Annotated in this window: 9 protein-coding genes; 4 read left to right on the top strand and 5 right to left on the bottom strand. The window is 73.7% G+C overall.

All coding sequences use genetic code 11. The features are described from left to right. Nucleotides 1-255 precede the first annotated feature (255 nt). Together ACWH4W_RS02670 and ACWH4W_RS02665 are read left to right on the top strand one after the other, a co-directional pair. Entirely contained in the window at nt 256-5205 is a 4950-nt protein-coding gene (locus ACWH4W_RS02670; protein WP_473074242.1) for an NAD-glutamate dehydrogenase, read from the top strand. A gap of 325 nt (nt 5206-5530) precedes the next feature. After that, entirely contained in the window at nt 5531-6964 is a 1434-nt protein-coding gene (locus tag ACWH4W_RS02665; protein ID WP_473077393.1) for a hypothetical protein, read from the top strand. Nucleotides 6965-7010: 46 nt separating this feature from the next. Here the strand turns inward: ACWH4W_RS02665 and ACWH4W_RS02660 are convergent, their stop codons facing one another. The 4 genes from ACWH4W_RS02660 to ACWH4W_RS02645 form a co-directional block, all read right to left on the bottom strand. Beyond that, entirely contained in the window at nt 7011-8687 is a 1677-nt protein-coding gene (locus ACWH4W_RS02660) for a glycosyltransferase family 2 protein (RefSeq protein WP_473074241.1), read from the bottom strand. Continuing rightward, the gene (locus tag ACWH4W_RS02655) at nt 8687-10882 is read right to left on the bottom strand and encodes a CDP-glycerol glycerophosphotransferase family protein (RefSeq protein WP_473074240.1); all 2196 of its coding nucleotides are present in this window, start codon (nt 10880-10882) and stop codon (nt 8687-8689) included. The genes ACWH4W_RS02660 and ACWH4W_RS02655 overlap by 1 nt, the downstream gene beginning before the upstream one ends. Before the next feature lie 150 nt (nt 10883-11032). Continuing rightward, the gene (locus ACWH4W_RS02650; RefSeq protein WP_473074239.1) at nt 11033-11821 is read right to left on the bottom strand and encodes an ABC transporter ATP-binding protein; all 789 of its coding nucleotides are present in this window, start codon (nt 11819-11821) and stop codon (nt 11033-11035) included. Then, a complete protein-coding gene (locus tag ACWH4W_RS02645) occupies nt 11814-12743 on the bottom strand; it encodes an ABC transporter permease (RefSeq protein ID WP_473074238.1) in 930 nt (309 codons plus the stop codon). The genes ACWH4W_RS02650 and ACWH4W_RS02645 overlap by 8 nt, the downstream gene beginning before the upstream one ends. A 131-nt stretch (nt 12744-12874) precedes the next feature. Between ACWH4W_RS02645 and ACWH4W_RS02640 the strand changes: the two genes are divergently transcribed. Then, on the top strand, nt 12875-13510 hold the full coding sequence (locus ACWH4W_RS02640; RefSeq protein WP_473074237.1) for a TetR/AcrR family transcriptional regulator: 636 nt from the start codon (nt 12875-12877) through the stop codon (nt 13508-13510). Between the two features lie 280 nt (nt 13511-13790). Beyond that, nucleotides 13791-14438: a dihydrofolate reductase family protein gene (locus ACWH4W_RS02635; RefSeq protein ID WP_473074236.1), complete on the top strand. Its 648-nt coding sequence runs from the start codon at nt 13791-13793 to the stop codon at nt 14436-14438. Between the two features lie 391 nt (nt 14439-14829). Here ACWH4W_RS02635 and ACWH4W_RS02630 read toward each other — a convergent pair whose 3' ends face one another. Then, a complete protein-coding gene (locus ACWH4W_RS02630) occupies nt 14830-16440 on the bottom strand; it encodes a glycosyltransferase (RefSeq protein ID WP_473074235.1) in 1611 nt (536 codons plus the stop codon). Nucleotides 16441-16489 lie beyond the last annotated feature (49 nt).

Genomic DNA, 16489 nt, shown 5'->3' with positions numbered 1-16489 from the left:
TCCGTGTCCGGGTGGCGACCGCTGATCCTCGCGGGCGGCACGGGACGCGGCGCACCCCTCAGGGGCAGGCGTTCCGGAGAGCGCAGTCACACCCGTCGGACGCATCGGATTCCGACGGAAGGCCCCCGTTCCTCCCCTCTCGCGGCATAGCGTCGGCACAGACCGGACACCCCGTGTCGTACCACCGCACCGCGAGGTCGGAGACCGTACTTCCTTCTACGTCACGCAACGGCGCGCGACAGGAGCCAGAGGACCATGCAGACCAAGCTGGACGAAGCCAAGGCCGAGCTGCTCGACCGGGCCGCCCGGGTAGCTGAGAACAGCCCGGCCGGGGGGAAACTCCCGACCGGGACCGCGGAGGGGGACACGCCCGACCGGGATGCCGTCCTCGCGTTCCTCCAGCGCTACTACCTGCACACCGCCCCGGAGGACCTCACCGACCGCGACCCGGTCGACGTCTTCGGGGCCGCCGTCTCGCACCACCGGCTCGCCGAGAACCGCCCGCAGGGCACGGCGAACGTCCGGGTGCACACCCCGACCGTCGAGGAGAACGGCTGGACCTGCAGCCACTCCGTCGTCGAGGTCGTCACGGACGACATGCCCTTCCTCGTCGACTCCGTCACGAACGAGCTGACCCGCCAGGGCCGCGGCATCCACGTGGTGATCCACCCGCAGTTCGTGGTCCGCCGGGACGTGACCGGCAAGCTGATCGAGGTCCTCTCCGACCCGGTCGGCGGCGACCTCCCCCAGGACGCCCGCCACCTGCCGCACGACGCGCACGTCGAGTCCTGGATCCACGTCGAGATCGACCGGGAGACCGACCGCGGCGACCTCAAGCAGATCACCACCGACCTGCTGCGGATCCTCTCCGACGTCCGCGAGGCCGTCGAGGACTGGGGCAAGATGCGCCAGGCGGCCACCTCGCTGGCCGACGCGCTGCCCGAGGAGCCCGTCCCCGCCGACCTGCCCCCGCTGCAGGTCGAGGAGGCCCGCGAGCTGCTGCACTGGCTCGCCGACGACCACTTCACCTTCCTCGGCTACCGCGAGTACGAGCTGCGCGACGACGACTCGCTCGCCGCCCTGCCCGGCACCGGCCTCGGCATCCTGCGCTCCGACCCGCGCCACGCGGCCGACGAGGACCACCCGGTCAGCCCGTCCTTCGAGCGGCTGCCCGCCGACGCCCGCGCCAAGGCCCGCGAGCACAAGCTGCTCATCCTGACCAAGGCCAACAGCCGCGCCACCGTGCACCGGCCGTCGTACCTGGACTACATCGGCGTGAAGAAGTTCGACGCCGACGGCAACGTGGTCGGCGAGCGCCGCTTCCTCGGGCTGTTCTCCTCCGCCGCCTACACCGAGTCCGTGCGCCGGGTGCCGGTGATCCGCCGCAAGGTCGACGACGTCCTGGAGCGGGCCGGCTTCTCGCCGCACAGCCACGACGGGCGCGACCTGCTGCAGATCCTGGAGACCTACCCGCGCGACGAGCTGTTCCAGACCCCGGTCGAGGAACTGCGGTCCATCGCCACCTCGGTGCTCTACCTCCAGGAGCGCCGCCGGCTGCGGCTGTACCTGCGCCAGGACGAGTACGGGCGCTACTACTCCGCCCTCGTCTACCTGCCGCGCGACCGCTACACCACCGGCGTCCGGCTGCGGATCATCGACATCCTCAAGGAGGAGCTCGGCGGCGTCAGCGTCGACTTCACCGCCTGGAACACCGAATCGGTCCTCTCCCGGCTGCACTTCGTCGTCCGCGTCCCGCAGGGCACCTCACTGCGGCACCTGTCCGACAGCGACAAGGAGCGCCTGGAGGCCCGGCTGGCCGAGGCCGCCCGCTCCTGGTCCGACGGTTTCGCCGAGGCGCTGACCACCGAGTTCGGCGAGGAGCGCGCCGCCGAGCTGCTGCGCCGCTACGCGGGCGCCTTCCCCGAGGGCTACAAGGCCGACCACTCCCCGCGCAGCGCCGTCGCCGACCTGGTGCGTCTCGAGGAGCTGGACGAGGAGCGGGACTTCGCGCTCAGCCTGTACGAGCCGGTGGGCGCGGGGCCCGACGAGCGCCGCTTCAAGATCTACCGCACCGGCGAGGCCGTCTCCCTGTCCGCGGTGCTGCCCGTGCTGCAGCGCCTCGGCGTCGAGGTCATCGACGAGCGGCCGTACGAGCTGCGGCGCTCCGACCGCAGCGTGGCCTGGATCTACGACTTCGGCCTGCGCATGCCGCACGCGCCCGGCGGCGGGGACCACCTCGGCGACGACGCCCGCGAGCGCTTCCAGGACACCTTCGCGGCCACCTGGACCGGCAAGGCGGAGAACGACGGCTTCAACGCCCTCGTGCTGAGCGCCGGGCTGACCTGGCGCCAGGCGACGGTGCTGCGCGCGTACGCCAAGTACCTGCGCCAGGCCGGGTCCACCTTCAGCCAGGACTACATGGAGGACACCCTCCGGAACAACGTCCACACCACCCGGCTGCTGGTCTCCCTGTTCGAGGCGCGGATGTCGCCGGACCGGCAGCGCGCCGGGTACGAACTGGTGGACGCCCTGCTGGAGGAGCTCGACGCCGCCCTCGACAAGGTCGCCAGCCTCGACGAGGACCGCATCCTGCGCGCCTTCCTCACCGTCATCAAGGCGACGCTGCGCACCAACTTCTTCCAGGAGACGAGCGGCGGCGAGCCGCACGACTACGTCTCCATGAAGTTCGACCCGCAGGCCATCCCCGACCTGCCCGCGCCGCGCCCGGCGTTCGAGATCTGGGTGTACTCGCCGCGGGTGGAGGGCGTGCACCTGCGCTTCGGCAAGGTCGCGCGCGGCGGTCTGCGCTGGTCCGACCGGCGTGAGGACTTCCGCACCGAGATCCTCGGCCTGGTCAAGGCGCAGATGGTGAAGAACACCGTCATCGTGCCGGTCGGCGCCAAGGGCGGCTTCGTCGCCAAGCAGCTCCCCGACCCGGCCGTCGACCGGGACGCGTGGATGGCGGAGGGCGTCGCCTGCTACCGCACGTTCATCTCCGCGCTGCTCGACATCACCGACAACATGGTGGGCGGCGAGGTCGTGCCGCCGGCGGACGTCGTCCGGCACGACGAGGACGACACCTACCTGGTCGTCGCCGCCGACAAGGGCACCGCGACCTTCTCCGACATCGCCAACGAGGTCGCCGAGGCGTACAACTTCTGGCTCGGGGACGCCTTCGCCTCCGGCGGCTCGGCCGGCTACGACCACAAGGGCATGGGCATCACCGCCCGCGGCGCCTGGGAGTCCGTCAAGCGGCACTTCCGGGAGCTGGGCGTGGACACCCAGACCCAGGACTTCACGGTCGTCGGCATCGGCGACATGTCCGGTGACGTGTTCGGCAACGGCATGCTGCTCAGCGAGCACATCCGCCTGGTCGCCGCCTTCGACCACCGGCACATCTTCATCGACCCGAACCCGGACGCGGCCGTCTCCTACGCCGAGCGCCGCCGACTGTTCGAACTGCCGCGCAGCTCCTGGGCCGACTACGACACCGCGCTGCTGTCGGCGGGCGGCGGCGTCTTCCCGCGCAGCGCCAAGTCCGTGCCGATCAACGCGCACATCCGCGAGGCCCTCGGCATCGAGCCCGAGGTCACCAAGATGACCCCGGCCGACCTGATGAAGGCCATCCTCAAGGCGCCGGTCGACCTGCTGTGGAACGGCGGCATCGGCACCTACGTCAAGGCGTCCACCGAGTCCGACGCGGACGTCGGCGACAAGGGCAACGACGCGATCCGGGTCGACGGCAAGGACCTGCGGGTCGCCGTCGTCGGCGAGGGCGGCAACCTGGGCATGACCCAGCTCGGCCGGATCGAGTTCGCGCTGCACGGCGGCCGGCAGAACACCGACGCCATCGACAACAGCGCGGGCGTGGACACCTCCGACCACGAGGTGAACATCAAGATCCTGCTGAACGGCCTGGTCAAGGAAGGCGACATGACGGTGAAGCAGCGCAACAAGCTGCTCGCCGAGATGACCGACGAGGTCGGCCGGCTGGTGCTGCGCAACAACTACGCGCAGAACACCGCCATCGCCAACGCGCTGGCCCAGTCGAAGGACATGATCCACGCGCAGCAGCGCTTCCTGAAGCACCTGGTGCGCGAGGGCCACCTGGACCGGGCGCTGGAGTTCCTGCCCACCGACCGGCAGATCCGCGAGCGGCTCGCCTCCGGGCAGGGCCTGACCGGGCCGGAGACGGCGGTCCTGCTGGCGTACACGAAGATCACGGTCGCCGAGGAGCTGCTGCACACCTCGCTGCCCGACGACCCCTACCTGAAGGGCCTGCTGCACGCCTACTTCCCGACCGCGCTGCGCGAGCGGTTCGCGGAGCACATCGACAGCCACCCGCTGCGCCGCGAGATCATCACGACCGTGCTGGTCAACGACACGGTCAACACCGGCGGCACCACGTATCTGCACCGGATGCGCGAGGAGACCGGGGCGTCGCTGGAGGAGATCGTCCGGGCGCAGACCGCGGCCCGCGCGATCTTCCGCTCCTCGGTGGTGTGGGACGGTGTGGAGGCGCTCGACACCAGGGTCGACACCGCCACCCAGACCCGGATCCGGCTGCACTCCCGCCGCCTGGTGGAGCGCGGCACGCGCTGGCTGCTCAACAACCGGCCGCAGCCGCTGCAGCTCGAGGAGACGGTGTCGTTCTACGCCGAGCGGGTCGAGCAGGTCTGGGCGGAGCTGCCCAAGCTGCTGCGCGGCGAGGACCTGGCCTGGTACCAGAAGATCTACGACGAGCTGAGCGAGGCCGGGGTCCCGGACGAGCTGGCCACCCGGGTCGCCGGGTTCTCCTCCGCCTTCCCGACGCTCGACATCGTGTCGGTGGCCGACCGGACGGGCAAGGAGCCGCTGGACGTCGCCGAGGTGTACTACGACCTCGCCGACCGGCTGCGCATCACCCAGCTGATGGACCGGATCACCGAGCTGCCGCGCGCGGACCGGTGGCAGTCCATGGCCCGTGCGGCGATCCGCGAGGACCTCTACGCGGCGCACGCGGCGGTCACCGCGGACGTGCTGGCGGAGGGCGACGGCTCGGCGACGCCGCAGCGGCGCTTCGCGCTGTGGGAGCAGAAGAACGCGGCGCTGCTCGGCCGGGCCCGCACCACGCTGGAGGAGATCCACGGCTCCGACTCGTTCGACCTCGCGAACCTGTCGGTGGCGATGCGGACCATGCGCACGCTGCTGAGGGCGCACTCGTAAGGCACCGGACCCGTCGAGGGGCGCCGCGGACCGTCACGGTCCGCGGCGCCCCTCGCGCGTGTGTGGTGCCTTGGGCGGGAATCGGCGGCGAACCCGTGGGGACGGCCCGGGAACGGGATAGGGCTCTGGTGTGACTGCCCGATTCTCGTCGTCCGGAGCGTTCGGAGCGTCCGGAGCATCAGGGGGGTCCGGAGCGTCCGGAGCATCAGGGGGGTCCGGAGCGTCCGGAGCATCAGGGGGGGCCGGAGGGTCCGGGGGATCCGGAGCGTCCGGAGGGTCCGGCCCGCGCCGCTCCGCGCTCCGCCCGGCCGCCGTCGGCCGGGCCCTGGCCACGGGCGTCACCGGGCTCGTCCTGCTCCTGCTGGTCCCGGTCGTCGTACGGCTGCCGTGGAGGGGCGACCTCGGCATCCACGCGGCGACCGTGCAGCGGCTGCGGCACGACCCGCTCGCCCCGGGCAACCCGCTGGTCGACGCGAACACCCCGAGCCCGTACTACTCGCCGTGGACGCTGGTGCTCGGCGGTGTCGCCCGGGCGAGCGGACTCGACGTGTTCGTGGTGCTGCGGCTGGCCGCCGTGGCCGGGCTGGCGCTGCTGGTCACGGGCGTGTGGCGGTACGTGCGGACGCTGAGCGCACACCCGGCCGCGCCCCCGCTCGCGCTGCTGTGCCTGCTGTTCCTGTGGGGCTCCGAGCCCCTGCTGTGGAGCGGCTTCCCGGGGCTGCACTCGCTCGCCCTGACGGCGGCCTACCCGAGCACGTTCACCCTGGGACTCGCCTTCCACTTCTGGACCTGGCTGACCGGCGCGCTGCGCGGCCGGGCCGGGTGGGGGATGTGGCTGGGGCTGGGCGTGCTGTGGGCGGTGATCCTGCTCTGCCACCAGTTCTCCGGGGTGGTGGCCACGGCGGGCGCGGCCGCCACGGTGGTCGCGGCGCGTCCCGGGCGCGCGGTGTGGCCCCGGCTCGGCGCGGCGCTGCTGCTGGGCGTGTCGGTGCTGGGGGCGTGGCCGTACTACGACTTCTTCGCGCTGGCGGACGCCGGGGACGGGCTGGAGACGGTGCACCGGGTGCTGTACGCGCACCCGGTGGCGCGGTTCGGGCTGGTGCTGCTGGGCGTGGCCGCGCTCGTGCCGCGCTGGCGGCGCGACCACCGGGACCCGCTGGTGGTCTGCTGCGCCCTGGGCGTGCTGATCGTCGTCGCGGGACGGATCACCGGGCACCACTCGTGGGGCCGGGCCCTGCCGGCGGCGGTGATCCCGGCGCAGATCGCGGCGGCCGTCGCGGTCGTGGAGGCGGGGTCGCGGCGGGTGCGCGCGGTGTGGACGGCGCTGCTCGCCGGGGCGCTGCTGGCCGGCGGCTGGGCGCAGGCGGGTGCGCTCGGGTACGTGGTCCCGGCCGACGCGCTGCCGGGGCCCGTGGCCGGCACGTACGATCCGCCGTGGCCGGGGTACGGGTGGCTCACCCGCTGGGTGCGGTACGGCGACGTCGTCATGGCCGAGGGCCGGGCGGCCCGCCAGGTGCCCGCCTACGGCCCCTACACGGTCGCCCCCGGCTACCCCGACTTCTTCCTCGCCGACGAGGAGCGCCGCACGGCCGCCACCCGGGCGTACTTCGCCGCGGACACGCCGGCGGCCGAGCGGCGGGGCACCGAGCGGGAGTACGGGGTGCGCTGGGTGGTGGACCACCGCGGCGTCCTGGACGACCCCGCGCTGCGGCCGGTGGCCCGGGGGCCGCGCGGGGAGGTGCTGTACGCCGTGCCGTGAGCTGACGGGGTTCCTGGTGGTCGCGGCCGGCGGCGGGTCGCGGGCGTCAGCGCACGGCGCCCGCCACCAGCCGCGCCGCGCGGCGCAGACGCGGGCGGGCCAGGCGGGCGGCCACCGGGCGGAGCGCTCCGGTGACGCCGGCCGGCTCCCAGCGGATCTGGAGGCGGCCCGGGTTGTGGCCCTCCGGCTCGACGGTGACGCGGTGCGGGGCGGCGCCGGAGCGGTAGGGGACACGGGCGGTCAGCGCCGGGAACTCGAGGGGCGCCAGCAGCAGCGCCTGGTTGCCCTGGCCGCCGCTGGTGAGCCGGACCAGCGGATGCCGGACGCCGGCGAAGCCGCCCAGCGGCAGCCGGGCCCCGGCCAGGTCGAGCCGTACCGTCCCCTCGAACACGCCGGGCCGCACCGGGTCCAGGCGGAACGGCACGGTGAGGCGGCGCCGGCCGGGGGAGAGCACCAGGCTCGCCCGCTGCGGGCCGACGGGCAGCCGCAGCGCCGGGTCGTAGGTCCGCACGGTCAGGTCGATCCGGGCGCCGCCCCCCGGGACACGGGCGATCCCCGTGATCTCGTGCCGGAACAGCGCACCCGGGAACGGGCGGGTGTCCGGCTCCAGCTCGGTCAGGTCCAGCTCGCGGCGGGCGGCCACGGTGTCCGGCACCCGGTCGCCCCAGTAGAGCCGGCCGTCCGCGTCGGCGGTCAGCCGCCTCGGGGCGACGCCGTGCCCCAGACCCCGTGCCGCCAGCGCGGCCTCGGGCAGCCTGCGGTCCCGGACCAGCCGGAGCACCACCCGCTCGGCGCGGGGCAGCCGGGCGTACGCGCCCGGGGACAGCGTCTCCAGGTAGGGGTTCACCTCGTCGGCGAAGGCGGCCAGCCACTCCTCGTCCCGGTACGGCAGGTCGCCCGCGTACATCCGGAAGTCGTGCTTGAGGAACTTGTGGTCCTTGTCCTCGCGCAGTCCCGCGTGCCCGCTCTCCACCAGGAACGCGTCGATCAGCCGCTGCACGTGGATCCGGTCGCGGACGTTGCCGATCAGGTGCCGCTGGTTGGATATGGACGCGGCCTCCGTGCTCACGTAGGGGGCCACGTACCAGAGGTAGACCGGCTCGGGGACGATCGTGAACCGTTTCGCCAGGCAGTAGGCCTGCGCCGAGAACAGCTGGTCCTCGTAGTGGATGCCCTCCGGGAAGCGCAGCGCGTGCCGGTCGAGGAAGGCGCGGGCGTACATCTTGCTGGTCGCCAGGTGCTCGAAGAACAGCCGCGGGTCGTCCTCGACGCCGTCCAGGGTGCGGCGCTCGCCCACCAGGTGCGGCATCCAGGTGGAGCGGCGCCCGGTGTCCACCCGGATCCGCCGCACCGCGCCCATCGCGAAGTCGATCTCGCGCTCCCGGTGCGCGGCGAGCAGCGCCGCGACCGCCCCCTCCGGCAGTTCGTCGTCGCTGTCGAGGAACATCAGGTACGGCGCCCGGGCGATCTCCAGGGCGCGGTTGCGCGGGGCGCTGCACCCGCCGCTGTTCTCCGGCAGCCGCAGGTACCGGACGCGGGGGTCGGCGGCCGCCAGCGCCCGCGCCACCTCGGGGGTGTCGTCCGTGGAGTGGTCGTCGCTGATGACGATCTCCAGGTCGCGGTGGGTCTGGCGGCACACGGACCGCACGGCGCGGGGCAGCCGTCCGGCGTCGTTGTGCACGATCACCGTGACGGTGACGTCGGGGAGCCGGGACGTGGACATCACGCGGTCACCTCCTGGGGGGCCGGCGCCGGGGTGCGCTCCTCCAGCGGCAGCACCGGGGGCAGCGACGCCTCGTCCTCGCCGAGGAACACCCGGCGCACCACCCGCTCGGCGGCCCGGCCGTCGTCGAACTCGCAGAACCGGCGGCGGAAGGCGGCCCGGGCCTTCGCCGCGCCCTCGTCGCGCCAGGCGTCGGTGGCGAGGATCTCGGTGAGGTCGTCCTGGGTGCGCGCCACCGGGCCCGGCGCCTCGGCCATCAGGTCGAAGTACACCCCGCGCGTGGTGCGGTACGTCTCCCAGTCGTCGGCGTGGATCACGATGGGGCGGTCGAGGCCGGCGTAGTCGAACATGATCGACGAGTAGTCCGTGACCAGGGCGTCCGCGGCCAGGCACAGGTCCTCCACCGGGTCGTAGGACGACACGTCGACGACGCGGCCGGAGCGGCGCAGGCCGGCCAGCGGGGAGACGCCGGAGTCGTAGAAGTAGTGGGCGCGCACCAGCAGGACGGTGTCCTCGCCGAGCCGGTCGGCGAGCGTGGCGAGGTCCAGGCGCGGGGTCCAGCCGGCCTCGTAGTCGCGGTGCGTGGGCGCGTACAGGACGGCCCGGCGGCCGGGGGCGATGCCGAGCCGTTCGCGGACCGCGCGCACCTCGTCCGCGCCGGCCGTGTAGTAGACGTCGTTGCGCGGATAGCCGTGGTCGAGGGAGACGTACCGGGACGGGTAGGCGCGCTCCCACATGCGGGTGGTGTGGCTGTTGGCGGAGACGCTGTAGTCCCACTTGTCGACCCGCTCCAGCAGGGCGTCGAAGTCCAGGCCCTGCGCGGCGGCGGGATAGGCCCTCTGGTCCAGGCCCATGCGCTTGAGCGGGGTGCCGTGGTGGGTCTGCACATGCACCGCGTCGGGGCGTTTGACCACGGCGTTCGGGAAGTTGACGTTGTTGACGAGGTACGCCGCCGTGGCGAGCGTCTCCCAGTAGCGGCGGGTGCCGGGGACCACGTGGTCGGTGCCGGGCGGCAGCAGGGCCGCGTTGCGCGCGCTCACCACCCACACCGGGTGGATGTGCGGGGCCAGCTCGGCGAGGGTCGCGGCGATCGCGGCCGGGTTGCAGGCGACGCCGCGGTTCCAGTAGGCGGAGAACACCGCGAGGTGCGGGTCGACGGGGCGGCGCAGCGCGGCGCGGTACTGGTGGTCGCGGATCCGGGCGCCGGCCTGCCGCCGTCCGGCGCGCACCGTGGACCGCACGGCGCGGCGGGCGCGGTTGGCGGCCTGGAAGGCGCGGTAGCGGGTGTGGGCGCCCTCCTCCAGCAGCGAGCGGCGCACGCCCTCCGGGCCGCCGGGGCGGCGGTACCCCTCGGGGCGGCGGCGCACGGCGGCGGAGCCGGCCCGCAGGAAGAACTCCCGCGCCGCCGGCTCGGGCACGGCGCCGCGGGCGAAGGTGCGCAGGCAGTCGCGGACCATGATCTCGTAGAGCACGGTGTAGACGGCGGGCCGGTCCTGGGCGAGGTCGAGCAGGGCCTCGTAGCGGTCGACGGCCGCGAGGTGCTGCTCGGGGGTGACGGGCGGGAGGCTCGCGGGGCGCAGCCGCCGGTCCTCGTAGGCGATGTGCGGCAGGCAGGCGACGCGGTCGGCGAGCAGGAGGGCGGCGAGGGCGGCGTGGGGTTCGTCGTCGGTGGTGAGCCGCTCCTCGTGGGCCCGCCAGAAGTCGGCGCGCAGCACGCGGGTGCCGAGCAGCGGGGTGAGGCGCAGCAGGTAGGCGCTGTCGGCGAGGGCCGGCTCGGTGCGGCCGGCGCGGACCAGGAGGGGGCCGTCCGCCGACGGCAGGGCGGAGCTGCGCCAGGTGCTGCGCAGGTGGTCCAGGAGCAGGACGTCCGCGGTGCCGGGCAGCTCGGCGGTGCGTTCCGCGACGGTGCGGGGGCTGCCGGGCGGGAGGCCGTCCTTGGCGCGGACGAAGTGCAGCCAGCGTCCGCCGGCCCGCGCCGCCCCGGCCGCCCGGGCCGCCGCGTCGGACGTGCCCTCGGGCAGCGGGACCACCTGGAGCTGCGGGGCGTGCCGCTCGGCCGTCTCACGGGCCCAGTCGCCGACGGCGGCGACGACGACCTCCACGTCCGGCAGCGGGTGGGCGACGAGCGAGTCGAGCAGGCCGGTCAGGTGGTCCTGGGTGTTCGGCCCGTGGACGATGACGCTGAGCTGGGGCATCACGGGGCTCCTTCGGCTGCTCGGCGGCGCGGACGGTCCCGTCGGTCGTACCAGTCATCCGGTCGTATCCAGTCATAGTGACACCGATGCGACGGATCGGTCGGCGGAAGGGGCGCCCGGAGGGAGCCCGCCGGGCCCGCGCCGCCCCCGTCAGCGGCCCGAGGTGAACTTCTCGTACTCCTTGAGCACCTCGTCGGTCGGCCCGTCCATGCGCAGCTCGCCGCGCTCCAGCCACAGCACGCGGTCGCAGGTGTCGCGGATGGACTTGTTGTTGTGGCTGACCAGGAAGACCGTCCCCGCGTGCTTGCGCAGCTCGCGGATGCGGGCCTCGGACCGCTTCTGGAAGGAGCGGTCGCCGGTCGCGAGCGCCTCGTCGACGAGGAGCACGTCGTGGTCCTTGGCGGCGGCGATGGAGAAGCGCAGGCGGGCGGCCATGCCGGAGGAGTAGGTGCGCATCGGCAGGGTGATGAAGTCACCCTTCTCGTTGATGCCGGAGAAGTCGACGATCTCCTGGTAGCGGGCCTTGATCTCCTCGCGGGACATGCCCATCGCGAGTCCGCCCAGGTGCACGTTGCGCTCGCCGGTGAGGTCGGCCATCAGGGCCGCGTTGACGCCGAGCAGGGAGGGCTGGCCGTCGGTGTAGATGCGGCCGTTCTCCACCGGGAGCAGCCCGGCGACGGCCTTGAGCAGCGTGGACTTGCCGGAGCCGTTGGTGCCGATCAGGCCGATCGCCTCGCCCCGGTGGGCGACGAAGGACACCCCGCGCACGGCGTGCACCCGGCGCACGCCGGACGCCTTCTCGGTCTGCCTGCGGCGCAGCATGCGGTTGAGGGCGGCGGTCGCGGAGCCGCGCCCGGCGCCGGTGCCGTTGACCCGGTAGACCACGTCGACGCCGTCGGCGATGACGGTCGGGATCCTCTGCCGGTCGGTCTCAGCCACGGCCGTACCTCTCCTCTGCCTTCCAGAAGTAGACGAAGCCGACCACGCCGGCCAGCACCGCCCAGCCCAGCGCGAACGCCCACACGTGCGGCGGCAGGTACGACCCGTCGTACCCGTCGATCAGCGCGAACCGCACCAGGTCCATGTAGACCGCGGCCGGGTTCCACTGCAGCACGTCCGCCACCCAGGCCGGCACGTCCTTGTCCTCCAGCATCGCCGGGATCGAGAACATCACCCCCGACGCGTACATCCACGTCCGCAGCACGAACGGCATCAGCTGCGCCAGGTCCGGCGTCCTGCTGCCCATCCGCGCGAAGACCAGCGCAAGACCCGTGTTGAACACGAACTGCAGCGCCAGCGCCGGCACCACCAGCAGCCACGACGGACCCGGATAGCTCCCGAACGCCACCACGATCACGACCAGCACGATCATCGAGAACAGCAGCTGCTGGAGTTGCTGCAGCGCGAACGAGATCGGCAGCGACGCACGCGGGAAGTGCAGCGCCCGCACCAGCCCCAGGTTCCCCGAGATCGCCCGCACCCCCGCCAGCACCGAACTCTGCGTGAAGGTGAACACGAACACACCCGTCACCAGGAACGGCACGTACACATCGCTCGGAATGCCCCTCCGGGCGCCCAGCAGCAGACCGAAGATGAAGAAGTACACCGCCGCGTTCAGCAGCGGCGTCGCCACCTGCCACAGCTGACCCAGCTTCGCCCTGCTGTACTGGGCGGTCAGCTTGGCCTGCGAGAAGGCCAGGATGAAGTGCCGCCGCCCCCACAGCTGACGGACGTACGCGCCGAGGGACGGGCGGGCGCCGCTGACCGTGAGGCCGTGCCGGGCGGCGAGGGCCGCGAGGTCGGTCTCGTCCGGTTCCGGGCGCGCCGACGCGGCGGGCGGTGTGTGGAGTGCCTGACTCACATCCGCTGCTTTCGCTAGGAGGGGGTGGGTGCAACGAATCCGGCGTCGGAACGGGACCGTATCGTCGTGACGACGAGCGTAGGTCGAATACGCGTCGGAACGCAACCGTATCGTCGCTACGAGAGCGGCCTATGCTGGAGCGCATGACGAACGCCGACGCGCCCGAGCCGCGACCGCGCCGCCGGGCTCCCGCCGGGGCCGCCGTCCTGCGCGAGGACGTCACGGAGGCCATCCGGGCGGCCGTCTACGAGGAGCTCGCCGCAGTCGGCTACGCCCGCATGTCGATCGAGGGCATCGCGCGCCGCGCGGGCGTCGGCAAGACCGCCGTGTACCGCCGCTGGCGCTCCAAGCTGCACGTCGTGCTCGACGTGGTGTCCGCGCTCGCCGTCCAGGGCCTGCCCGCGCCGGACACCGGCTCCCTGGAGGGCGACCTGCGGCTGCTCTACGAGGTCAGCTCGCGCGCCCTGCGCCACCCCGTCGCCTCGCAGATCCTCCCCGACCTCCAGGCCGAGGCCGCCCGCAACCCCGACATCGCCGAGGCCGTGCAGAAGGCCCTGCGCGAGGGCCAGGACGGGGTCGCCCGGGGCATCGTCACGGCGGCCCAGGAGCGGGGCGAGATCAGCGCCGGCGCGGACCACACCCTGGCCCTCGACCTGATCTCCGGCCCGCTGTACTGGCGCTCGGTCGTCATCCGCGGCCCGAAGCCGCCCAAGGGCTACCTGGAGGGTCTCGCCCGCGCGACCGCCCAGGCCCTCAAGGCGCTCTGAAGCGTCTACGGGCACCTCATCGCGCCCCGCCGCACGGATCGGAACCGGCTCCGCGGCGTGAGAAGTCGATCCGGCTCCACCCGGGGGTCAGGGAGGCCGTGGAAGGCCCGGCGGACGGACTATGCGGTCGATGAGACCGACGGGCGGTCGCGGAGCATCAGGACCAGGCTGGGCCGCCGGGTGGCCGGACGGCGGAATCCTGGCCAGTCATGGACGCAACGATGAGTTTTCGCGGCCTGGAGAGTCTCGTCCCCGTCATCGACGACGCAGGAGGGAACACGTGACCCAGCTACTGAGAGTTCAGAACTTGAATGTCTCGAGTGACGGCATCGGCGCCGGTGAGGACCAGAGCTTGGAGAATCCGTTCGGCCACGGCGTCGATCCGGCGAGGCTGTTCGCGTGGGCCGGTGCCACGGCCAGCTGGCCCATGCGTACTGACCCCGGGGGCAGCCGGGGCCTCGACGACTACGTGACGCGGGACTACGCGCGCAACATCGGCGCCGAGATCATGGGCCGCAACAAGTTCGGGCCCCAGCGCGGGCCCTGGCAGGACCACGAGTGGCGCGGCTGGTGGGGTGACGAGCCCCCGTTCCGCACTCCGGTGTTCGTCATGACCCACCACAAGCGTCCTTCGTTCACGCTCTCCGACACCACGTTCCACTTCGTCGCCGGCGACCCGGCCGCGGTCCTCGAGCAGGCGCGGGAGGCGGCTCAGGGCAAGGACGTCCGACTCGGCGGCGGGGTCACCACCATCCGGCAGTTCCTCGACGCCGACCTCGTCGACACCATGCACGTGGCGGTCTCACCGGTGAGGCTCGGATCCGGTCTGCGGCTGTGGGACTCCCCCGACGAGCTGCTCGACCGGTTCCACCTCGAGGTCGTTCCCAGCCCGAGCGGCGTGACGCACCACCTGTTCTGGCGAAAGTGACACGAGCCCCCGCGACGTGCCCTCTTCGGGGTGAATGAGCCGCTCCGTCCGCCCGGCGGCGGCAGGGTTCGCGCGTCGATCACGGTCCTGTCGGAGGCGGTGTTACTTCATCACGGTCCTGTCGGGAGGCCGGGAGGGGTCTGCCGCGGACGGAGCCGTTCGCCGCGGTCCGGCGGGACGAGCGTCTCGATCCGGAGACGCCGCGGCGGGCACTCGCGGAGAGGTGCGGAGTGCACGCCGGACGGTGCGGCGGGCACTGACCTCTGCGGTCCCGCCGCCGAGGAGGAAACCGGCGCCGAGGGCCACGGTCCTGGATCCGGCCAAGGGCTGGATCGACGCGATGCTGCGGGAGGACGCGACGCCCTCAAGGCGCTCCGGAGGGCGGCGCGGGTCACGGCGCCGGTCGCCGCAGCCGTCCGGCCAGCACCCGGCCCGCGCCGTGCGGCCCCGCCGCCACCCGCAGGGCCAGCGCGCCCGCGTGGGTGGCGTAGGGGCGGACGAGGACCAGGCCGTACCGGCGGCTCGGGACGGCGCGGGGGCGCAGCGGGCCGGGGCCGGTGAGGGCGTGGGCCGAGACGGTCCGGGCCGCGCCGTCGCGGAAGCGCAGCCGCAGCCGCAGGTCCCAGGCGCCCCCGCCCAGGGCCGCCAGCCGCTCCAGCGGGACGGGCGCCCCGGCGGTCCAGACGCCTTCGGCGGACGGCCGCAACGGCACCGTGCGGCGCAGCACCGCGCCCGCGCGGTCCCGGTGGCGCCACTCCACCTCCGCGTCCACCGGACCGGCCCGCGCGACCGCGCCGTACAGCTCGTGCAGGCGCAGCCGCAGCAGGCGGGCGCGGGGCCGCAGCTCCGCGTCCACGGCGAGCGGCAGCAGCCGGACGGGGCGGTCCGGCAGGGACTCCAGGGTGACCCCGGGCAGCTCCGCCGACCAGCAGGGCGTGCCGTCGGCCGTCCGGGCGTACGGCGGGCACAGCCGGGCCGGGCGGGCGGCCAGCTCGCGCAGGCGCGGCAGGTCGCGCGGCTCGGGAGAGGCCAGCAGCACCCGCGCGAGGAGCGGGCCGGGGGCTGCCGGGTCGCCCGACCGGTCGGCGGCGTCGTACTCGGCGAGGTGGCCGCGGGTGTGCGCCCACCACTGACGGCGGTACGCCTCGTCGCGCAGCGGCAGCTCACGGACGTACATGCGCAGGTCGTGGTCGAGGAACTTGGCCCGGACGGCGCGCGCCAGCCGTTTCTCCCCGGCGTCCAGCAGGATCGCGTGGGCGGTGCGGCAGGCGTGCGTGCGGGCGCGCCAGTTGTCGACGTCCGCGCGGTCCAGCGAGATCGACAGCCGCCGCGCGGAGCGGCGCACGTGCCAGACGTACACCCGGTCCGGGACCAGGGCGACGCGCGGCGCGGCGGCCCACACCCGCGCGGTGAACACGATGTCCTCGTAGGGGAAGCGGCCGTCGGGGAACCGGATGCCGTGCGCGCGCAGGAAGGCCGTGGCGTACAGCTTGTTGACGCTGAGGGTGTCGCGGACCAGGCGGGGGAGACCGGCCGGGCGGGCGAGGACGGCGGGGGCGGCGTACAGGGCGGGCTCCCACGGCACCTCGCGGCCCGAGGGCAGCTCGCGGCGCACGCACAGACCGCCCGTGACCTCGGCTTCCGTCTCCCGCGCGGCGGCCAGCAGCGCGTCCACGGCGCCGGGCGGCAGCACGTCGTCGCTGTCCAGGAACATCACGTACGGGGTGGCCACCGCGTCCAGCCCGGTGTTGCGCGGGGTGCCGCAGCCGCCGCTGTTGACCGGCAGCCGGATCACCCGCAGCCGGGGCTCGCCGGCGGCCAGCCGCTCCAGCAGGGCGGCGCTGCCGTCCGTCGAGCGGTCGTCCACGGCGACGACCTCCCGCACGGCGGGCCCCTGCCCCAGCGCGGAGCGCACCGCGTCGGCCACATGGGCGGCGTCGTCGTGGCCTATGACGACGACGGAGACGGCGTCGGCCGGAACGGCGGCGGGGTCGGGGGGCATGGCATCCTCGGGGCACGCTGCAGAGGTCCTCTACAACGTCGCCCGCCCC

Source organism: Streptomyces sp. DSM 120436, assembly GCF_055778765.1.
This window is presented reverse-complemented; position numbering and strand designations above follow the sequence as displayed.

What these genes read in the sequence shown, in the direction of transcription:
- ACWH4W_RS02655 (WP_473074240.1), bottom strand. Translation starts at nt 10,882, where the DNA reads ATGCCCCAGCTCAGCGTCATCGTCCACGGGCCGAACACCCAGGACCAC.
- ACWH4W_RS02670 (WP_473074242.1), top strand. Translation starts at nt 256, where the DNA reads ATGCAGACCAAGCTGGACGAAGCCAAGGCCGAGCTGCTCGACCGGGCC.
- ACWH4W_RS02640 (WP_473074237.1), top strand. Translation starts at nt 12,875, where the DNA reads ATGCTGGAGCGCATGACGAACGCCGACGCGCCCGAGCCGCGACCGCGC.
- ACWH4W_RS02630 (WP_473074235.1), bottom strand. Translation starts at nt 16,440, where the DNA reads ATGCCCCCCGACCCCGCCGCCGTTCCGGCCGACGCCGTCTCCGTCGTC.
- ACWH4W_RS02660 (WP_473074241.1), bottom strand. Translation starts at nt 8,687, where the DNA reads ATGTCCACGTCCCGGCTCCCCGACGTCACCGTCACGGTGATCGTGCAC.